This is a genomic window from Paenibacillus polysaccharolyticus, from assembly GCF_023714295.1.
GTDB lineage: Bacteria > Bacillota > Bacilli > Paenibacillales > Paenibacillaceae > Paenibacillus > Paenibacillus polysaccharolyticus_A.
In genome coordinates, this window is record NZ_JAMAUN010000001.1 from 858870 (window position 1) to 880013 (window position 21144).

20 protein-coding genes are annotated in these 21144 nt (G+C 44.7%); all 20 read left to right on the forward strand.

Features of this window, described 5'->3' with window-relative positions:
- The first annotated feature begins 182 nt into the window (after positions 1 to 182).
- The 20 genes from M3629_RS04175 to M3629_RS04270 all read left to right on the forward strand — a co-directional run bounded on the left by M3629_RS04175 (position 183) and on the right by M3629_RS04270 (position 21084).
- A complete protein-coding gene (locus M3629_RS04175) occupies positions 183 to 638 on the forward strand; it encodes a MarR family winged helix-turn-helix transcriptional regulator (RefSeq protein WP_251503015.1) in 456 nt (151 codons plus the stop codon).
- Between the two features lie 250 nt (positions 639 to 888).
- Positions 889 to 2049, forward strand: a complete 1161-nt coding sequence (gene sucC / locus M3629_RS04180; protein ID WP_145329739.1) for an ADP-forming succinate--CoA ligase subunit beta — start codon at positions 889 to 891, stop codon at positions 2047 to 2049.
- Positions 2050 to 2112: 63 nt separating this feature from the next.
- On the forward strand, positions 2113 to 3042 hold the full coding sequence (sucD, locus tag M3629_RS04185) for a succinate--CoA ligase subunit alpha (protein ID WP_251503016.1): 930 nt from the start codon (positions 2113 to 2115) through the stop codon (positions 3040 to 3042).
- Between the two features lie 240 nt (positions 3043 to 3282).
- Complete coding sequence (gene dprA, locus M3629_RS04190; RefSeq protein WP_251503017.1) at positions 3283 to 4413, forward strand: DNA-processing protein DprA; 1131 nt, start codon at positions 3283 to 3285, stop codon at positions 4411 to 4413.
- Positions 4414 to 4506: 93 nt separating this feature from the next.
- A complete protein-coding gene (gene topA / locus M3629_RS04195; protein WP_251503018.1) occupies positions 4507 to 6606 on the forward strand; it encodes a type I DNA topoisomerase in 2100 nt (699 codons plus the stop codon).
- A 17-nt stretch (positions 6607 to 6623) separates the two neighbouring features.
- Complete coding sequence (gene trmFO / locus M3629_RS04200) at positions 6624 to 7967, forward strand: FADH(2)-oxidizing methylenetetrahydrofolate--tRNA-(uracil(54)-C(5))-methyltransferase TrmFO (protein WP_373323193.1); 1344 nt, start codon at positions 6624 to 6626, stop codon at positions 7965 to 7967.
- A gap of 24 nt (positions 7968 to 7991) precedes the next feature.
- The gene (gene hslV / locus M3629_RS04205; RefSeq protein ID WP_090923879.1) at positions 7992 to 8534 is read left to right on the forward strand and encodes an ATP-dependent protease subunit HslV; all 543 of its coding nucleotides are present in this window, start codon (positions 7992 to 7994) and stop codon (positions 8532 to 8534) included.
- Positions 8535 to 8650: 116 nt separating this feature from the next.
- The gene (hslU, locus tag M3629_RS04210) at positions 8651 to 10057 is read left to right on the forward strand and encodes an ATP-dependent protease ATPase subunit HslU (protein ID WP_251503019.1); all 1407 of its coding nucleotides are present in this window, start codon (positions 8651 to 8653) and stop codon (positions 10055 to 10057) included.
- 1003 nt (positions 10058 to 11060) lie between these two features.
- Positions 11061 to 11468: a flagellar basal body rod protein FlgB gene (gene flgB / locus M3629_RS04215; RefSeq protein WP_251503020.1), complete on the forward strand. Its 408-nt coding sequence runs from the start codon at positions 11061 to 11063 to the stop codon at positions 11466 to 11468.
- A gap of 5 nt (positions 11469 to 11473) precedes the next feature.
- Positions 11474 to 11926: a flagellar basal body rod protein FlgC gene (flgC, locus tag M3629_RS04220; protein WP_251503021.1), complete on the forward strand. Its 453-nt coding sequence runs from the start codon at positions 11474 to 11476 to the stop codon at positions 11924 to 11926.
- 55 nt (positions 11927 to 11981) lie between these two features.
- The gene (gene fliE / locus M3629_RS04225; RefSeq protein WP_251503022.1) at positions 11982 to 12296 is read left to right on the forward strand and encodes a flagellar hook-basal body complex protein FliE; all 315 of its coding nucleotides are present in this window, start codon (positions 11982 to 11984) and stop codon (positions 12294 to 12296) included.
- A 131-nt stretch (positions 12297 to 12427) separates the two neighbouring features.
- Entirely contained in the window at positions 12428 to 14014 is a 1587-nt protein-coding gene (gene fliF, locus M3629_RS04230) for a flagellar basal-body MS-ring/collar protein FliF (RefSeq protein ID WP_251503023.1), read from the forward strand.
- 11 nt (positions 14015 to 14025) lie between these two features.
- A complete protein-coding gene (gene fliG / locus M3629_RS04235; RefSeq protein WP_090923874.1) occupies positions 14026 to 15042 on the forward strand; it encodes a flagellar motor switch protein FliG in 1017 nt (338 codons plus the stop codon).
- Entirely contained in the window at positions 15035 to 15892 is an 858-nt protein-coding gene (locus tag M3629_RS04240) for a FliH/SctL family protein (protein WP_251503024.1), read from the forward strand. Before fliG ends, M3629_RS04240 begins: the two co-directional genes overlap by 8 nt.
- The gene (gene fliI / locus M3629_RS04245; RefSeq protein WP_251503025.1) at positions 15879 to 17198 is read left to right on the forward strand and encodes a flagellar protein export ATPase FliI; all 1320 of its coding nucleotides are present in this window, start codon (positions 15879 to 15881) and stop codon (positions 17196 to 17198) included. The genes M3629_RS04240 and fliI overlap by 14 nt, the downstream gene beginning before the upstream one ends.
- 10 nt (positions 17199 to 17208) lie before the next feature.
- Positions 17209 to 17658, forward strand: coding sequence for a flagellar export protein FliJ (gene fliJ / locus M3629_RS04250; protein WP_251503026.1), 450 nt, complete (start codon positions 17209 to 17211; stop codon positions 17656 to 17658).
- 43 nt (positions 17659 to 17701) lie between these two features.
- The gene (locus tag M3629_RS04255; RefSeq protein ID WP_251503027.1) at positions 17702 to 18640 is read left to right on the forward strand and encodes a MotE family protein; all 939 of its coding nucleotides are present in this window, start codon (positions 17702 to 17704) and stop codon (positions 18638 to 18640) included.
- A gap of 38 nt (positions 18641 to 18678) precedes the next feature.
- Complete coding sequence (locus tag M3629_RS04260; RefSeq protein WP_251503028.1) at positions 18679 to 20124, forward strand: flagellar hook-length control protein FliK; 1446 nt, start codon at positions 18679 to 18681, stop codon at positions 20122 to 20124.
- Positions 20125 to 20143: 19 nt separating this feature from the next.
- Entirely contained in the window at positions 20144 to 20704 is a 561-nt protein-coding gene (locus M3629_RS04265) for a flagellar hook capping FlgD N-terminal domain-containing protein (protein WP_251503029.1), read from the forward strand.
- Entirely contained in the window at positions 20701 to 21084 is a 384-nt protein-coding gene (locus M3629_RS04270; protein WP_251503030.1) for a TIGR02530 family flagellar biosynthesis protein, read from the forward strand. The genes M3629_RS04265 and M3629_RS04270 overlap by 4 nt, the downstream gene beginning before the upstream one ends.
- Positions 21085 to 21144: the final 60 nt, after the last annotated feature.

Genomic DNA, 21144 nt, shown 5'->3' on the forward strand with positions numbered 1-21144 from the left:
CAACTTAATTTAACATGATTAAATAGGTAAGTGAAATAATTTGTGCTCAATTATTCTTTTTTTAATCTATTTTGTGATAAGATAGTAATGGGGAAACTAAATTCGCCGCAAATATAGGTGAAGCAGCATAATGAACCCAAGAATTGCAATTCAAAGTACATTAGGCAGGTGAGATAGACAACATGCAGACAGACCGTTTAAAGCTGGATAATCAATTATGCTTCGCCATATACGCTTGTTCACGTGAGATCACTAAATTGTACCAGCCCTATTTGGAGGTGCTTGGTGTAACTTACTCTCAATATCTAGTATTAATGGTATTGTGGGAACGGCAGGAATGTACGGTGAAGGAGATTGGTGAGGCCCTATACCTGGACTCAGGTACGCTGACGCCTCTTCTCAAACGTTTGCAATCAGCCGGATTCATCCATCGTGAGCGCTCTGCACAAGACGAACGTAAAGTGATGATTACACTAACCGATGCGGGACGTGAGCTTAAGAATAAAGCATTATCCATACCTGAAGCCATTCAGGGAGATGCTTGCTTGAACAGCACAGAATTCGAAACGTTGCTGGGACAGTTTAAGGGCTTGCTTGAGAAAGTTCATGAAACGAATATGAATGCCCCCAAAAAATAATAATAAAAGCCTCTATGTGAAGAAAAACCTTAGCCTGCTCGGTTGAGGTTTTTTTCCATATATATCCAAGCATTCACAAAAAGGGATCATATCCATATCAAAATGCTGTCTATTAACCATTACTTTTTTAAGGAAAGCGTTTTAAAAACATGTTACAATGAATTGGGTTTAAGTGAAAATAGTCAACATATGTCTTTTGTTCGTCTACCAGCCCGCCTTGTTGCAGTCATGTTGATAGGAGGATTCGAGAATGAATATCCATGAATATCAAGGAAAAGAAGTACTGAAACAGTATGGAGTTACCGTTCCAAACGGAAAGGTTGCTTATACAGTCGATGAAGCGGTTGCGGCCGCAGAGGCACTGGGCAGTCCGGTGACTGTTGTTAAAGCGCAAATTCACGCAGGGGGTCGGGGTAAAGCCGGCGGCGTGAAAGTAGCAAAAAGCACAGAGGAAGTTCGTGCCTATGCATCCGAAATTTTGGGCAAAGTATTAGTAACCCATCAGACAGGACCAGAAGGTAAAGAAGTAAAACGTCTTTTGATTGAAGAAGGATGCGATATCCGCAAAGAGTATTATGTGGGTGTTGTTGTCGATCGTGCTACAGGACGTGTAGTCATGATGGCTTCCGAAGAAGGCGGAACAGAGATCGAAGAAGTAGCTGAAGCTACACCTGAGAAAATTTTCAAAGAGGTTGTTGACCCTGCAATCGGATTGCAAGTGTTCCAGGCTCGCAAGCTGGCTTACAGCATTAAAATTCCGAATGAACTCGTGAATAAAGCTGTAAAGTTTATGCTCGCTTTGTACAAAGCATTTGTCGAAAAAGATTGCTCCATTGCCGAAATCAACCCGCTGGTTGTTACCGGAGATGGAAACGTTATCGCGCTGGATGCAAAACTGAATTTCGACTCCAACGCTCTCTTCCGTCACAAGGATATTCAAGAACTTCGTGATCTGGATGAGGAAGATGAAAAAGAAATCGAAGCTTCCAAATATGACCTCAGCTACATAGCGCTTGATGGCAACATCGGCTGTATGGTTAATGGTGCGGGGCTTGCGATGGCTACGATGGACATCATCAAATATTATGGCGGCGACCCGGCCAACTTCCTTGATGTTGGGGGCGGTGCTACCACGGAGAAAGTTACTGAAGCATTCAAAATTATTTTGTCTGATGCCAAAGTGGCTGGAATCTTTGTTAACATCTTCGGTGGTATCATGCGTTGTGATGTCATTGCCAATGGTGTTGTTGAAGCCGCGAAGCAGCTTGGCCTGACTAAACCGCTGGTTGTTCGTCTTGAAGGAACTAACGTGGAACTTGGCAAACGCATTCTGGGTGAATCCGGATTGAATATCGTTCCTGCTGATTCCATGGCCGATGGTGCACAGAAAATTGTTGCCCTCGTAAAATAAGTTCATTCCTTCGTACCGGAGCTGTCCGGGAATTGAAAAATAACCGTAAGGATGTGAAGCAACGTGAGTATTTTGATTGATAAAAATACAAAAGTCATTACGCAAGGCATTACGGGTTCAACGGGAATGTTCCACACGAAGGGCGCATTGGACTATGGAACCCAAATGGTAGGCGGTGTTACGCCAGGTAAAGGCGGAACCAATGTTGACATCACGCTGGAAGACGGTTCAGTAGTCAGCTTGCCGGTATTCAACACGGTGCAGGAAGCGAAGGAGGCTACTGGCGCAACAGCGAGCGTCATCTATGTTCCTCCTGCATTTGCAGCGGATTCCATTATGGAAGCTGTTGACGCAGAATTGGACCTGGTCATCTGTATTACGGAAGGTATTCCGGTACTGGATATGGTCAAAGTAGATCGTTTCATGGACGGAAAAAATACAGTATTGATTGGCCCTAACTGTCCAGGTGTTATCACACCGGGTGAGTGTAAGATCGGTATTATGCCTGGTTATATCCATATGCCAGGACATGTTGGCGTCGTTTCACGTAGTGGAACACTGACTTACGAGGCTGTTCATCAGCTCACAACTCGTGGCATTGGCCAATCTTCTGCGGTAGGTATCGGAGGAGACCCAGTTAAGGGCTTCGAGTTCATCGATATCTTGAAACGTTTCAATGAAGATCCACAGACACACGCTGTCATCATGATTGGTGAGATCGGTGGTACTGCGGAAGAGGATGCAGCAGAATGGGTGGCAGCTAACATGACTAAACCGGTGGTAGGATTCATCGGTGGTGTTACAGCGCCTCCAGGCAAACGTATGGGACATGCGGGGGCAATTATTTCTGGCGGTAAGGGTACAGCCAAAGAAAAAATTGCGAAGCTGGAATCATGCGGTATTAAAGTGGCTCCGACACCAGCCGAAATGGGATCCACTTTGGTAAGTGTGCTCGAAGAACGCGGTATTTTGAATTTGTGCACGACACATTAATCCTATTCCGTTATAATAGAAGAAACAGCACGGAAATGACTCATTTTCGGAGCGGTTGATTCAGGAGACGGTAAAGGTAAGCAACCTTTTGTCCTTTAAATAGGGCGAAGGGTTGCTTTTTTGCGTTTTTTTAGAAATGTAGAAGAGCCTTAAGGTGCAATTATTGCAAGCGCTTGCAATTTATCGTTGCTTATCACACAATATGAGGGGAGTTTTCTCTCCTTTATGGGAGGCAGAAACGTGGAAGATCGTTGGATTTTGTTTGGGCTCTATGAAATGGAAGGTATCGGGAAGAAAAGTATTGCGAAATTGATGACAGGTCAGCATTCGCTACAGGAACTGCTTTTTTATGAGGAAGGAGACTGGATTTCGGCCGGACTTAGAAGAGATCAAGCAGCTCGTTTGACAAGGGGGTTTAATGCAAACTGGATTGAGAGCAGAAGAGAACAGGTTTATGATCGTAGAATCGAGGTTATTACTTATCTGGATTCGAATTATCCTATATTAATGAAGGAAACCGTCCAGCCGCCTTGGGTGCTGTACGCTCGCGGAGACTCTAGGTTATTACATCAACCTTCGATTGCTATGGTAGGAACAAGGATGCCGACCGTTTATGGGCGTAAGGTGGGTGAAAAACTTGCGGAGCAATTGTCTGAAGCGGGATTAACCATTGTAAGTGGACTGGCCAGGGGCATAGATCGTGTGTGTCATGAAGCTGTATTACGAACAAATGGTAAAACGATTGCTGTTTTTGGCACAGGGGTAGATATGGTTTACCCACCTGAAAATACGAGCCTAGCAGAACAAATTGCGGAAACAGGTCTGCTTTTGTCAGAATACCCTTTGGGAACCAGAGCTCGTCAGGGGCTATTTCCTGAGCGAAATCGGATTATCGCAGGATTAACATTGGGAACGCTCGTTGTTGAAGCGGATATACGAAGTGGTTCACTCATTACCGCGGATGCAGCACTCGAGGCAGGCAGAGATGTGTTTGCGGTTCCAGGGCCTATTACCTCGCCGAAGAGTCGTGGGGCACATAATTTAATTCGTCAGGGTGCCAAATTAGTCACTTGTGCGGCTGATTTATTGGAAGAGTATCATTTGGACTTGCAAAATGCAGAACAACTTCCTTACAATAGAGGACGTTCGGCAGAAAAGGCGCGCTCTGGTGAGCAAGGTTTGTTTCCAGCAGTGGAGCTTTCTACAGACGAACAACGTATTGTCGTTTTACTTGAGCAGGAAGAGCGATCTTTGGATCAACTGATTGAGCAATTAGGTTGGGATTTTGGACATTTACATTCAGTTCTGTTATCTTTAATCATAAAAAAGCAGATTAGCCAATTACCAGGAACCAAATATGCTAGGGTATGACGATGCTGCAACCTGTGCAGTATGTGGAGTATATAATACGAAGTATGAAGTGAAGTACATGAACAGTTTCATGACTGAGAGGAGGATGAACCTATGGCGGATGCACTCGTAATCGTGGAGTCGCCCTCAAAGGCGAAGACGATTGGCAAATATTTAGGCAGCAAGTTCATCGTGAAAGCTTCAATGGGACATGTGCGCGATTTGCCAAAGAGTCAGATCGGCGTTGAGGTAGAGAACGATTTTAATCCGAAATATATTACGATCCGCGGCAAAGGTTCAGTATTGAAGGAACTTAAGGATGCGCGCAAAAAGGTAAAAAAAGTGTATCTCGCAGCTGACCCGGATCGCGAGGGTGAAGCCATTGCCTGGCATTTGGCACATGCACTTGAACTGGATGACACGGCTGATTGCCGAGTTGTATTCAATGAAATCACCAAACAAGCGGTTAAAGATGCGTTCAAAACGCCGCGTAAAATAAATATGGATTTGGTCAATGCGCAGCAAGCCAGACGAATTCTGGATCGGCTCGTTGGATACAAGATTAGTCCACTATTATGGAAGAAAGTGAAAAAAGGATTATCAGCAGGACGGGTTCAGTCCGTTGCCGTCAAAATTATTTTGGATCGCGAAAATGAAATTGACGAATTCGAACCGGAAGAGTACTGGAGCATTACAGCCAAACTAAGTGCAGATGGCAATCCGTTTGAAGCAAAGTTTCATAAGTTGAACGGTACGAAAACAGAGCTTGGCAGTGAAGCGGAAGTACAGGCGATTCTGAAACAGATCGAAGGCGCTGACTTTACGATCAAGGAAGTAAAAGAGAAGGAACGGACCCGTAACCCTTCTGCGCCATTTACGACAAGTTCACTGCAGCAGGAGGCGGCACGTAAACTTAATTTTAGGGCTTCCAAGACGATGTCGGTTGCACAGCAACTATATGAAGGCGTGGACCTTGGAAAAGAGGGCACAGTCGGTCTCATTACGTATATGCGTACAGACTCGACCCGTATCGCTGGCTCCGCACAGGAAGAAGCGAAAGAATACATCATTGGAAAGTATGGCGAGACGTTTGCACCAGAGAGCCCGCGGAATTATTCCAAAAAGGCTACTAACGCCCAGGACGCGCACGAAGCGATTCGTCCGACTTCCATTATGCGTGACCCAGATTCGATTAAATCGTTCATGAGTCGTGATCAGTTCCGCTTATATAAGTTGATTTGGGAACGTTTTGTAGCTAGTCAGATGTCTTCGGCTATTCTGGATACACTTTCGGTTGACATCGCTGCAGGAGATACAATCTTCCGTGCGGCGGGATCTAAGGTGCGCTTTCAAGGTTTCATGAAAGTGTACGTAGAAGGAAATGACGATGGTACAACCGAAGAAGACCGTTTGTTGCCTCCGCTCAAGAGTGGAGATGTGCTGGAGAAGCAGGAGATTGAGCCTAAACAACACTTTACGCAGCCGCCGCCACGTTATACCGAAGCGCGGTTGGTTAAAACCTTGGAAGAGCTGGGCATAGGCAGACCGAGTACATATGCGCCGACACTGGAGACCATTCAGAAACGCGGATATGTTGCGATCGAAGAGAAGAAATTTATGCCGACAGAGCTGGGAGAACTGGTCATTGAGCAGATGGAAGAATTTTTTCCGGAAATCCTGAATGTAGAGTTTACCGCTAATATGGAAGGGGATCTCGACCATGTAGAGGAAGGCTCTGAAGACTGGGTTAAAGTGTTGGCTGAATTCTATGAATCTTTCGAAAAACGGCTGGAGTTTGCCGAGGAAGAAATGAAAGAGATCGAGATCGAAGACGAGGTGTCGGATGAGATCTGTGAGAAATGTGGCAAGCCGCTCGTGTACAAACTGGGTCGTTTCGGAAAGTTCCTCGCATGCTCCGGGTTCCCTGACTGCCGTAATACGAAACCGATTATCAAAGACATCGGTGTAACTTGTCCGAAGTGTAAGGAAGGGCATGTCGTGGAACGCCGCAGTAAAAAAGGACGTATTTTCTACGGCTGTGACAAATATCCGGAATGTGATTTTGTATCATGGGATAGACCTTCCGCTAAACCTTGTCCGAGCTGTGGATCGTTAATGATTGAGAAGCGAAATAAAAAAGGAACAAGATTGCAATGTACTTCATGTGATCATCAGGAGCCGGTGGAAGAACCGGAAGATGAATCAACGGATTAGCATAATGATGGGGGTAAATGATTTTGACAAGTGAACAACAAGTTACGGTAATTGGAGCGGGACTGGCTGGATCAGAAGCGGCGTGGCAGATTGCCAGTCGCGGTGTGCGAGTGAAGTTATATGAGATGAGACCGGTAGTCAAAACGCCGGCTCATCATACGGATAAATTTGCAGAACTCGTCTGCAGTAACTCTCTGCGTGCCAATGGACTGGCGAATGCTGTTGGCGTTTTAAAAGAAGAGATGAGAATGTTGAATTCGCTCGTACTCGGGGCAGCTGATCGACATGCTGTTCCGGCAGGGGGAGCTCTGGCTGTTGATCGGGATGGTTTCTCGGGTGAGATCACATCAACATTGCATCAGCATCCGCTCATTGAAGTGGTGAACGAAGAATTAACTTCGTTACCAGAGGACGGGATAGTGGTTGTAGCGACCGGACCACTGACTTCGCCGGCATTGTCCGAGCAGATTAAAGCATTGATGGGCGAGGAGTACTTCTACTTTTATGATGCTGCTGCTCCGATTATTGAAAAAGATTCGATTGATATGAACAAGGTATACCTTGCCTCTCGTTATGATAAAGGAGAAGCGGCTTATCTCAACTGTCCAATGACAGAAGAAGAGTTTGAACTCTTTTATGAGGCTCTCATTACTGCAGAGGTTGCTCAGCTAAAAGAATTCGAAAAAGAAATCTATTTCGAAGGCTGCATGCCGATTGAAGTCATGATGAAACGGGGCAAACAAACAGCATTGTTTGGACCGATGAAGCCGGTAGGTTTGGTTAATCCGCATACGGGTGAATTGCCTCATGCTGTAGTACAGCTTAGACAGGACAACGCAGCGGGAACGTTGTATAACCTGGTAGGTTTCCAAACGCACTTGAAGTGGGGGGAACAGAAACGTGTCTTCTCTCTAATTCCGGGTCTTGAGAATGCTGAGTTTGTGCGCTACGGTGTCATGCACCGGAATACATTTATTAACTCACCGAAGCTACTGCGTCCAACATACCAATTCAAAGAGCGTCCTAATTTGTTCTTTGCTGGTCAAATGACAGGTGTAGAAGGATATGTTGAATCGGCTGCGTCGGGTCTCATTGCCGGCATGAATGCAGCTAAAGCAGCGTTAGGACAAGAACTTGTTGTACTTCCGGTAGAAACGACACTTGGCAGCATGGCCCAATATATTACAACAGCGGATTTCAAACACTTCCAGCCAATGAATGCTAACTTCGGTTTATTACCAAAATTGGAAACCAGAATCCGAAACAAAAAAGAAAAAAATGAAGCACTTGCAAACCGTGCCCTGGATGGCATTGCTAAGTTTATTGCTTCAGAAGGTCTAACCGTTCCGGAACGCGTATAAATTATTCGTGGGGGAGCTGATAACATGGATATGTCATTTCATGCGACGACGATCTGTGCTGTTCGTCATAATGGCAAAGCAGCGATTGCGGGCGATGGTCAGGTAACTATGGGCCAAAGTGTTGTAATGAAGAATACAGCTAAAAAAGTAAGACGTTTATATCGTGGACAGGTTGTTGCCGGATTTGCCGGTTCTGTGGCCGATGCGATTACACTGTTTGAAAAATTCGAAGGTAAACTTGAAGAACATCATGGGAATCTGCAGCGGGCTGCGGTTGAACTTGCGAAAGACTGGCGGCAAGACCGAATTCTTCGGAAACTTGAAGCTTTACTGATTGTGATGGACAAAACAGGTATGCTGCTTATTTCAGGTGGTGGCGAGATTATTGAGCCGGATGATGATATCATTGCGATCGGTTCAGGCGGTAATTTTGCTCTGTCTGCTGCACGTGCGCTGAAACGCCATGCTGGACAGATGGAGGCAAAAGATATCGCACGTGAGTCTCTTCAGGTGGCTTCTGAGTTGTGTGTATACACGAATAGTAATATTATCGTCGAAGAATTGTAGGAACAAAGAAATCTCCCGTACAGGAACAAGATGTTGCATCTGCTCCGGTTTACGTTAAGGAGATTCTTTGTTCTTGTGGCTCACTTGACGACAACATATTTGCAGGAGGGAAGCATATGAATTCTCAAGCTTTAACGCCAAGACAAATTGTTACGGAACTAGATAAATATATTGTAGGTCAAAAACAGGCGAAAAAATCAGTGGCAGTCGCGCTTCGTAATCGCTATAGACGCAGTCTGTTGCCGGAGCATACACAGGATGACATTGTACCTAAAAATATACTGATGATCGGACCTACAGGTGTCGGTAAAACGGAAATTGCACGCCGTCTTGCGAAACTGGTAGGGGCACCTTTTGTCAAAGTTGAAGCAACCAAGTTTACCGAAGTCGGGTATGTTGGACGTGATGTGGAATCGATGGTTCGTGATTTGATCGAAACATCCCTGCGTATGGTCAAGCTTGAGCGAACTGAAAAAGTGAAGGATAAAGCGGAAGAAGCTGCTAACGAGCGCATTGTACATATTTTGGCTCCTTCTCAGTCCAAAACTAAAAACCAGCGTAATCCGTTTGAAATGATCTTTGGGAACAACGCGAATGGAACTGCTTCTCAGGATCAGGATGAACTTGAACCCGATGCAGGTGTAGCGGAACGCCGTCGTAAAATCAAATTTGATTTGTTGTCTGGTAAATTGGAAGATGACATCATTGAGATCGATGTAGAGGACAATGCACCGAACATGATGGATATGTTTGCTGGCCAGGGTAATGATCAGATGGGTATGAACATGCAGGAGATGTTCGGCAGTTTGTTGCCGCGTCGCACGAAAAAACGTAAATTGGCCATCAAGGAAGCGCGTAAAGTACTTATTCAAGAAGAAGCGGGCAAATTAATTGATATGGATGATGTGACTCAAGAATCCATAAGACGTGCAGAGCAGACAGGCATTATTTTCATCGATGAAATTGACAAAGTAGCTAGTCAAGGTCGTGGGACTGGACCAGATGTGTCTCGCGAGGGGGTTCAGCGTGACATTCTGCCTATTGTCGAAGGATCAACGGTGATGACCAAGTATGGGCCCGTCAAAACGGATTATATTCTGTTTATGGCGGCTGGAGCATTCCACGTGGCTAAACCTTCAGATCTTATTCCAGAGCTCCAAGGACGCTTCCCTATTCGTGTAGAGTTAAACAGTCTTACCCTCGAGGAGTTTGTTTCTATTCTAACGGAACCTCAGAATGCGCTAACGAAGCAATATGTTGATTTGTTGCGCACAGAGAATATCGAGATCGAGTTCTCGGAAGAGGCAATTCGAGAGATTGCCAAGCTCGCAGAAGCTGTTAATCAAAACACAGAAAACATTGGGGCTCGCCGTCTGCATACTATATTGGAAAAGCTTCTTGAAGACTTGTCCTTCGAAGCTCCCGAGCTTACGTTGGAACGTATGGTGATTACACCAGAGTATGTTCGTGAAAAACTAAATGATATTGCAACTGATCGAGATTTAAGCCAGTATATCCTTTAAGTAAGAGCGAAGGGCACTAAACCTAGCTCGTATTATCAAGTGATATGATAGTTCTATAAAGTAAGACCAGGGTATGTACCAAAAACATTAGACATCTAACATAGCATGATCGTACCTAAGTAAAGATCATGCTGTGTTAGATGTCGTGTTTATGAGTACATACCCTTATTTTAATTACGGTCTAACCTTTTCTGATGATTAGACCGATAAAAGAGAGATGACAGTCATTTAGGTCAGAAAATAGGACTTGGGCCGCATGGATATGAATATAAAGGGTAGCGGATTAGTGGGTATTTCCAATTTTAAGCAACCATGTATTTCCATTAAAAGAATTTTAACTATTTAAATGTTAGCTGTTGTTAAGCAAATGAGTTGGAAAAGTTTGCGCAAATGCGCAAAACGTCGTATTGTGGAAATCAGAGAAGGCATCAATTATTATCCAAATATAAAATAGTAGTGACTTATACAATTGTTAAGAAAGTGTTGCGTCGAAAATGATAGATGTAATGAATTTCTATACATATAATGTGAAATAAAATGAAGCAGACTTCATGAAAATACAATGTACTATAAGCTCAAAACCTTAATATGACGGTAAAATATACTAAACTTAACAAATAGAAATGTTACAGAGGAACGGCACATCTAAATACAACCAAACTGAAATACACGCTGTAATAATGAGTTTTATCTTAAGAATGTTTAAGGGGATGTCTCAAGATTGTTAATACATTTTTGATTTGGGACTGAATATTTACGAAAAAAATCATATTTTGCAGAAAATACACAAAAAGCCCTCTCTTTAAGAAAAGATAGGGCTTTTTTCTTATTGTAATATATCCCAAACTCGAAGAAACTTATGTTATACGACAACATCAGAGTTAATTCTACTTAAGTCCTAGAAAACCGTGTAAACACGAATGTTTTTGTCGAAAAAACAACAGCAGTTTCGCGTGAAAAGATTCAATCTTTTTCCATATATACAAATGAGAGGAGGGATATTGTGAATCTTTTAAACGACATTAGCTTTAAAAGGTTGCAAGGTGCGCTCGATGCATCGAACTTGAGACAACGAACGATAGCTGATAACGTAGCGAACGCCGATACCCCGTATTTCAAGCGATCTGACGTTTCTTTCGAAGAAATGTTGCAAGATCAGATGAGCGGCGATTTGCCTGTTCTTAAAGGCAAAATAACGAACCCAAGGCATTTTGTCATAGGTCCTTCCTCTGCAGTACCAACACCAGTAGTTAATATGGACCAGTCCACTTCCATGAATAACAACCAGAATAATGTGGACGTTGATCGAGAGATGAGTCTTCTAGCGGATAACCAGTTGCGTTACAACGCTTATATCCAGCAAGTAAACGAACAAATTAAAATGATGCGAGTAGGCGTAGAAGGGAGATAACCACGTTGAACATTAGCAACAGTTTCGGAATCAGTGCCTCGGCTCTTACGGCTCAACGTTTGCGTATGGACGTCATTTCTTCCAATATTGCAAATGCAGAAACCACGCGCGCGAGCGTGTCGAATGGGGTTGCAGTTCCCTATAAGCGCAAAATGGTAGTACTTGAACCGAATAAACCATCCTTCAGTACGATGTTGCAAAATCAGATGCGTGGCGGGGGATCGGGCGATGGTGTCAGAGTAACCGAGATTAGGGAAGATCAGTCACCACTCAAACCGGTCTATGACCCGACTCATCCAGATGCAAACGCAGAAGGTTACGTGTTCATGCCTAATGTGGATATTGCAAAAGAAATGGTCGATATGATCTCGGCTTCACGTTCTTATGAGGCTAACGTTACTGCACTGAATTCAACCAAAGCGATGATTTCTAAAGCGTTAGAAATTGGAAAAGGTTAACTGTTGCATTCTTCGACAACCAACTAAAAAGAAGAGATAAAAGGGAGGGACATTTATGATTCAGAACAATATGTTTAACACTCAAGGAGTTCAGCCGTTGCAGATGAAGAGTGCAGCAACTGAAAATAAACCTTCTACACCAGCCGAAAGCATTCAGAGCTTCGGTACATACTTACAAAATGCACTGGGATCTGTCGCCGCACAGGAAACCCAGGCTCATGAAATGTCAAATCAATTTTTGGTAGGTAAAGCGAATGTTGATCAGGTGTTGATTGCTTCGGAACAAGCCCTGCTTAGTCTGCAACTTACCACTCAAGTACGTAACAAAGTGGTTGAGGCTTATCAAGAGGTTATGCGCACGCAACTATAAGAGTTCATTTGCGCCAATAGTAGCGCTGATCATTACGACAAGCAGCTGCGATGCTGCTCCTGACCAAAGCTAGGAGAACGCTCAGGCTTTTGTCAGGACAGACTAAGCAAAGTTTCGGATGGGGTGACAGAGTGAATGAGAGAATTGCCCAGTACAGGGACAAAGCATCACAGTACTGGAATAGCTTTAGCAAAAAGCAGAAAACATTATTTATTTCAACCTTCTTATTTCTGATTTTGGCAGCAGTGGTTCTCACGATGCAGTTATCCAAGACAGAATATGAAGTGGCGTTCACAGATTTAAATGCAAGTGATTCAGCTGGTGTAATCAATTATCTGAACTCATCTAATATCCCCTATAAACTTAGCGCGGACGGAAAAAGTATTTCTGTACCCAGTACAGATGTAGCGCTGACGAAAGTGAATATCGGATCTCAAGGTATCATACAGAATGGTTCCCTTGGTTATAAAGCGTTTGAAAGCTCATCTTCACCAATCGGCATGACAGATAAAGAATTTGATGTGAAATACAACAATGCGTTAAACGGAGAAGTTGAAAAGCTGCTCCAGCGCATGCAGGGGATTCAGGATGCCAAAGTTCTGGTTAACATGCCCAAGGATAATATCTTTGCAGGTTTGGAAGAGCAGGACAAAGCTTCGGCTTCCGTAGCATTGCAGTTTAAACCAGGGTATCGTCCGAATCAGGCAGCTGTAGATGGATACTTTAATTTGGTTAAAACAGCTGTTCCGAACCTGCCGATCGAGAACATTACGATCACAAACACGGATGAGGCTGAACTCATTCCTACGGCTCGTGGTGGCAGTGGCGGCTTGTCATCTGAAGTGCAGGAGAACATGGCGCTACAGAAAAAATTTGAGAGCGACGTACGAAACAACGTGAAGCAATTCCTCTCTCAAATTGTAGGCGAAGATAAGGTTAACGTGCTGGTAGCCTCCAAACTGAACTTTGATAAAGTAACCAGCAAAGAAAATACGGTTACACCCGTCGATCAAGAGAACATGAAGGGGATCGAGATCAGTGTTCAGCAAATCCAGAAGAGTTACACCGGTGGGGGAACCCCAACAGGCGGTGTAGCAGGAACTGGCCAACAGGACGTTCCGGGTTATCCTTCTTCGGATTCCAATAGCAATGCAAATTCAGAAGAATCATCTAGCACCATTAATTATGAAGTGAATCGAATTGCCAGAGATATCATTTCAAGCCCATATACTGTAAAAGATTTAACCATTAACGTGGCGGTCGAACCACCCGCAGGACAAACTGAATTGCAACAGCCTGTTCAAGATGCTATTGAAAATATTCTAGTTAATATCGTCCGAGCATCATTGGCAGACTCAGGCACAACGATAACTGACGCAGACCTCACAAAAAAAGTATCTGTTATGTCACAAGGGTTCGCAACAGCAGCAGATGCAAATACGGGCTTCCAGTTGACACCTGCAATGATGTGGGGTGGTGGAGCACTCATCGCGGTCTTGATCGCTGCGGTAGTGATGTTGTTAGTACGTCGTCGTCGTAAACAAAGTGAGATTCAAGAAGAGGAAGAAATTCCGCTTCCAGTAGCAACGGAGTTCCCGTCCATAACGTTGGACAGTGTGACGAACGAAAGTCAGGTGCGCAAACAATTGGAGAGTTTGGCCAAGAAAAAGCCAGACGAATTCGTCAATCTGCTGCGTACGTGGCTGGCTGACGAATAGAGGTGAACGCATTGGCAAAGGCAGGCAATGCCGGATTAACTGGCAGACAAAAAGCAGCAATATTATTAATTACATTAGGTCCGGAAGTGTCTGCTCAGATCTTTAAACATCTCCGTGATGAGGAGATTGAGCAGCTTACGTTGGAAATTGCCAACGTGCGTAAGGTTGATGCATCCGAAAAGGACATGATTATGTCCGAGTTTCATCAGATTTGTTTGGCACAGGAGTATATCTCTCAGGGCGGTATTACTTATGCGAAAGAAATTCTGGAAAAAGCACTCGGTTCATCCAAAGCGCTTGAAGTTATTAATCGTTTGACAGCTACACTGCAAGTTAGACCTTTTGATTTCGCACGCAAAGCTGATCCGAATCAGATTCTGAACTTTATTCAGAATGAAAGTCCACAAACGATTGCGCTTGTGTTGTCTTATCTGCAATTTGAGCAAGCAGCAGCCATTCTGTCTTCGCTTCCTCAGGAGAAACAAGCAGATGTTGCTCGTAGAGTAGCTGTAATGGACAGCACTTCACCAGAAGTTATTTCACAGGTGGAACGTGTGTTGGAACAAAAACTGTCTTCTACAGTGACACAGGATTACACAAATGCAGGCGGTATCGAATCCATCGTTCAGATTTTGAATGGTGTCGATCGGGGGACGGAACGTACCATTTTGGATTCCCTTGAGATTCAAGATCCCGAACTTGCAGAAGAGATCAAAAAACGGATGTTTGTTTTCGAAGACATTGTCAATGTGGACGATCGCTCCATTCAACGCATTATTCGGGATATCGACAATGCCGATCTGCAACTTGCACTCAAAGTCGCAAGCGAAGAAGTGCGTGAAGCAGTATTCCGTAATATGTCGAAACGGATGTCCGAAACATTCAAGGAAGAGATGGAATTCATGGGCCCTGTACGGCTACGTGATGTGGAGGAAGCTCAGACACGTATCGTAGGTACGATCCGCAGACTGGAAGAAGCCGGCGAGATCATTATCGCACGTGGTGGAGGAGATGATATCATTGTCTAATTTGATTAAATCTTTCCAGTATGTGCCGGTCGAAGACCATAAAAGGCTCGAAAATCATCACCATTATGGCGATGAAGGTGAGACTGGATCGGAAGAGGACGGCGGGGCAGTTTCTGAATCGGAAGTGCTTAAGGCTCGAGTCGATGAAGAGACAGAACGTCTCACTGCCGAGATGCTGGAAGATGCCAAGGAGTTTGCGGAAAAGCAGGTGCGTGATGCTTCAGAAGAAGCGGAGCGAATGCTTCAGGAAGCCCAAGAACAGATTGACCGCTGGTGGCAGGAACAACGAGAGCAGGATGAACACCTGACTGAAGCTCTCCGCGCTCAAGGTTTTCAGCAAGGGTTTGAAGAGGGACGAGCACAAGCTGAACGGGATCTCCAGGTGAAGATCGAAGAGATGATGAGAGAAGCGCAAGACGTGCTTCAGGAAGCGTATGTTGCCAAAGAACAGATTATTCAGGAAGCTGAACCGTTTCTTGTTGAACTTGCATGTGGCATCGCGGAGAAAGTGATAGATAGACAGCTTACGGTAGAGCCTGAACAAACGATTGAGCTGATACGTCAGAGTTTGTCCAGAAAGAGGGAGCAGGGGCAGATTACACTCTGTGTGGCGCCCGAACAGTTTTCTTTTGTACAAGCTGCGAGGGAGGAACTGGCTCTTTCCATTGATTCGCAGGCTGAGTTACAGATTTTGCCTGATGCTACGGTTAAAGATAAGGGCTGTGTTATCCGTTCTTCATTTGGAAGTGTTGATGCAAGGATTGATACACAGCTTGCCGAGATTAAAAAAGAACTGATCCGCATAGCACTTGAGGATGAGGAGCGAAGAAATCAACATGAAGGTTCTTAGTTCACAGCGTTATATGGAGCATCTGCGTCAATTTGATCCTGTGCGTATCAATGGAAAAGTAACTCAGGTCATTGGACTTATGGTGGAATCCGAAGGTCCTGATGCCAGTATTGGCGACGTATGTTACATCTATCCCGGCAAATCTGCCAAGCCGTTGCAGGCTGAAGTTGTTGGGTTTCGGGATAACAAGGTGTTGCTTATGCCACTTGGGGAACTTCAATCCATTGGTCCAGGCTGTGATGTGGTCGGGACCGGTAAACCTTTAGGTGTACAAGTAGGATCTGAATTGCTTGGTAAAGTGCTGGATGGACTCGGACAGCCGCTTGACGGTTCATTATTGCCATCTCGAATGCCGATGTACTCCACTTCCAATACCCCTGTTAACCCTATGGATAGACCGCGTGTGCTTGAAACAATGAGTGTAGGCGTGAGAGCTATCGACGGTTTACTTACTGTGGGAAAAGGGCAGCGTGTCGGTATATTTGCGGGTTCAGGTGTTGGGAAAAGTACATTGATGGGTATGATTGCCAGGAATACGGCTGCAGATGTGAATGTAATCGCACTTGTGGGTGAGCGTGGACGTGAGGTGCGTGACTTTATTGAACGAGATCTTGGTCCGGAAGGCCTGGAACGGTCAGTTGTAATCGTAGCAACATCGGATCAGCCTGCTCTGATTCGAATCAAGGGAGCTGTCATCGCGACGACGATTGCCGAGTATTTCAGAGATCGCGGCATGAACGTGATGTTAATGATGGATTCGGTGACTCGTTACGCCATGGCGCAGAGAGAAGTTGGTTTAGCTGTAGGAGAACCACCGGCAATGAGAGGTTATACTCCTTCCGTTTTTGCAAGTTTACCTAAATTGTTAGAACGTGCAGGGACAGGGCCAACAGGATCGATAACGGCTTTCTATACCGTACTTGTCGACGGGGATGACATGAACGAACCGATTGCAGACGCAGTCAGAGGCATATTGGACGGTCACATCGTGTTAAACCGTGCGATAGCGAATAAAGGCCATTTTCCGGCGATTGATGTGCTTGCAAGTATCAGCCGTGTCATGAAGGACATCGCTCCTGAAGAGCAGATTGAAGCGGTTAACAATATGAAACGTCTGATGGCTGTGTACAAGGAGTCGGAAGATTTGATCAATATCGGTGCCTATCAAAGGGGATCAAACGCAGCTATAGATGAGGCGATGGATCAGATTGATCATATCTGGAATTTTACGAAGCAGAAAGTGGATGAAAAGGTAACGTTGAGTGAAGTGCAGGAGCGTTTGATTCTTGAATTCGCAAGGAGATGAAGGGTGAGCGATGAAATTTCGATATCATTTCCAGAAGGTTGTTGACCTGAAAAGCAATGAAAAGACACAAGCAGAATGGATGTTATCCACAGCGATCGGTAAACTTCAGACGGAAGAAGAGCATTTGTTGCAATTGATTAATGATCGAAACAATCTGATGAACATTATTCAAGCAGCAACTGAAAATTGTGCTCCCGTATCCAGTTTGCAGGAAATGCAGCGATATGCATATCACCTTGACGAATGTATATCGCGTAAGAACAGTGATGTCGAGCATGCTCAGGTCAATGTGCAGCGGAATCAGAGCTTTCTGAATGGTAAAGTGATTGACGAAAAAGTGTGGCTTGGAGCGAGAGATAAGGCTAAAGGTAGATTTCAACAGGAGATGCTCCTCCGGGAACAGAACGATCTGGACGAGATGGCTACTGTACGCTTCGCCGCCAAATCCCGCGCGAACTGATGTGAGCCGGATGCGAAGTTGTCTCGTGAAGGAGGAATGAACGGTGGCTGTAAAAGACACTGATATCGAAAAAGAGTCCGGGAGTGGTTGGGAAAAGTTTCTCATGATTTCCATCCCGATTGTATTTACGGTGGTGCTCTTGGGTGTACTGCTTACTCTATTTAATGTAGATATTCGGAATAACGCGCTTGAACTTGCCAAAAAAATTCCTGTAGTCAAGAATTGGGTGCCTGATCCAGTGCTTGACCCTGAGAAGGAAAAGTTAGAGAAGAGTGAAAAGCAGGTTGAAAGTGCCGAAGCAACGATCGAAAAGCTGAAATCCCAGGTCACTGCGAAAGAAGCGGAACTAAAAGCGGCCAAAGATGCAGCTACTGCTGAGACGCAAAAAACGGCTGACCTGCAAAAAAAACTGGACGAGGCGAATAAGGCTGCTGAAACAGCTGCAACTGCTGAACCGGAAACCGAAAGTGATTATCAGAAGCAGATTAAAAGTCTGGCTAAAATGTACGCTGATATGAGTCCAAGTAAAGCTGCACCGATTTTGCAAAATATGACGAATGAAGAAATGGTGCTTATGTTGAACGCGATGCAGTCGACTGCCCGGACAAAGGTGCTGGAAAAGATGGATCCGAAGACAGCAGCGGATGTGACCATGCTGATGAAGGATGCGAAGCCTTCAGGCGATCTTGCCTTAGACGCATTGCAATCCCGATTGAAAAAGGAAACCGCAGCAGCGACTACGACAACATCAACCAATAGTAAGAATTTGGATAAAAACCAATTAAGCCAGACCTTTGCTTCTATGTCTGCGTCAAGCGGAGCCAAACTCTTGCTCGAAACCTATAAAATAAGCCCAGATAAAACACTGACTATACTCAATTCAGTCAATGATGCAACCCGATCGCAACTGCTGGAGAACATGTCAAAAGAAGATTCGGTTGAAACAGCGAAAGTATTGAATCGACTAATGGGCAATAAGTAACAACGCTAACCTTGACACATGGAGGGGAGGTGAAAAAAATGTCACTCGTATATCAAACGAACGCTGCAGCTTCATCCAAAACTTCTGGTTCAACACAGTCAACAGCAGCGCAGTCCAAAGGTTCAGCTTCAGAAACTGGCGGTGAGTTTTTACAGACGCTTGCACAATCATTGGCTGGTGGTGGCGGAACAAATGAAGGTACTAATGGTGCAACGAAGATCTCTGCTCCATTAATGTTTACTTTTGCTTCAAACAATGAGGGAAAAAACGCATCTATAACGGACACGCTAAATTCACTTTTTGTTGATACGGGATCGTCAAATTTAGTTGAAAAGCTTGGAAAATTATTTGGTGATCTTGACAAGTTAGATGAGGCGTTGGAAAATGATCCGACCTTGCTTGCAGGTCTTCAATCGTTGATCCAGCAATTGTACGCATTACTAAATAAAGATGCTGACGGTAATCAGCAAACTTCGTTAAGCGGTGTCACAGCCAATGCAGATCAAGCTGCTAAATCTGTGTCCGCGGTTGATCTTTCACAGCATCCTGCTGCAGTTCGTTTTGTACTACAGGACGTGTTGACACAGTTGGCAACGGCAGTTCTTAAACTAGATAGTAATGTAGTCAAACGGGCTCCCGAATTCCAACAGTTACTTCAGCAGTTGCAAAGTCAGTTGAAGGAAGTTGGAGTCGAAACGGATGGTAAAAAGGGTTGGTCCGATCTCAAATCGGTTCTGGATAGATTCTCAGCGATAAAGGATGGATCTGTTCAAACGCCTAGTACTACTCCGACTACGATGCCCAAAACAGAGACGATGACACCTCAGATGACCGTATCTTCAGGAGTGCAAGAATCAAAAGCAAGTTCAATGAACGTTAAAGCTGATTCTATCCCCGTTACTGATGCGGAGCCTGTAATTCATCAATCCAACATTATAACAGCTGGGGAGTTGTCCTTGCGAAGCTCGGGTACAGTCGTGAGCAAGCCCGCCGAGCCTGTCATGCAAGCAACGAATTTTGCAAAGGAAATGACACAATTTGTGGTGAGCAAGCTGGATATCGTGAATCAAAAGGGATTTTCTGAAGCCACAATCTCACTCCGTCCTGAGCATTTGGGAAAACTGGATGTACAGATTACGTTACAAAATGGACAATTGGTCGCCAGGTTCGTTACTGAACATGTCATGGCGAAAGACATGCTTGAACAACAGATGATGCAGCTTCGCTCCTCTCTGCAGTCTCAAGGCATTCAAGTAGAACGGCTCGAAGTCACTCAGAACAGTTCGTTCGGATCCGAAATGTATCAGGATGGCGGACGTCAACAAGGAAACCAATCTCAACAGCAGAGACGTTCCCGTGAGCGTGGAGAGCATACCGATGAAGCTGTGACAGCTGCCGGACTGCAGGAAGAGCTGCGCAACTGGCGTAGTGAGCAAGTGGAAGGTAACGAAATTCAGCGAGATTCATTTAGTGCAGAGGCTTAAATAGGGATGAGGTGAATATATGGCAAATGAAATTGTCTCTACAAATAATACATGGCCCAACTATGCAGCTGCCAATAGAGCAACAACAAGTGCTGCAACTAAAGAGCTTGGTAAGGACCAGTTTCTCAAAATTTTGATTACTCAGTTGAAGAATCAGGATCCGATGCAGCCGATGGAAGATAAAGAGTTTATCGCTCAAATGGCTCAATTTAGTTCAGTGGAGCAACTGGTAAACATCTCTACTCAGCTTAAAACGTTAAATCAGTCACTTGGGGCAGTGTCAGGCATGATTGGCATGGAAATCAGTTGGCTATCCTCGAATAAAACAGACAGTGGTACCCTTCGTCAGGGTATTGTAGATTCGATCATTGTGCGTGATGGCGTTCAATACGCGAAGGTAGGCAATGACGAAATCAAACTGGATGAGATCATTCAGGTGAACCGTGCAAAACAAGCTACAGAAGAGAATAAAGCGCCTGTTGAGAACGCTCAAAGTGATGCTATAAGTTCTAACGGTAGTGAATCGTCTGATGTAAAAGCTGAGCAAAGTGAAACCGAAGATCGAGAGCAAAGCGTATGAGTGAACGTATAACCGTTGGACAGTTATATACGGGTCCTGTTACTCCAAATATGCTTCGCAAACCTCAAACCGGAGAAAAACCTAGCACACCAACTAAACCTTTTGCTCAAGTATTGGAAGATAACCTGTTAAAACTTAGCAACCATGCAGCTAAGCGATTAGAGCAGCGTGGCATCGAGTTGAAAACCGAGCAAATGAAACAAATTGGTTCTGCACTGGACAAGGCTGCTGCCAAGGGAGCCAAAGAGTCTCTCATTTTGATGCAGGATATGGCCTTTATCGTTAATGTCAAAAATCGTACTGTTGTTACAGCGATGGATAGCGCAAGTATGAAAGACAATGTCTTTACTCAAATCGATAGTGCTGTAATCATTTCTTGACCGGCTGGCCCTTCTCGGGAGCCGGAATGCCGCTGACCGATTGATGCGGTAACCATTTTA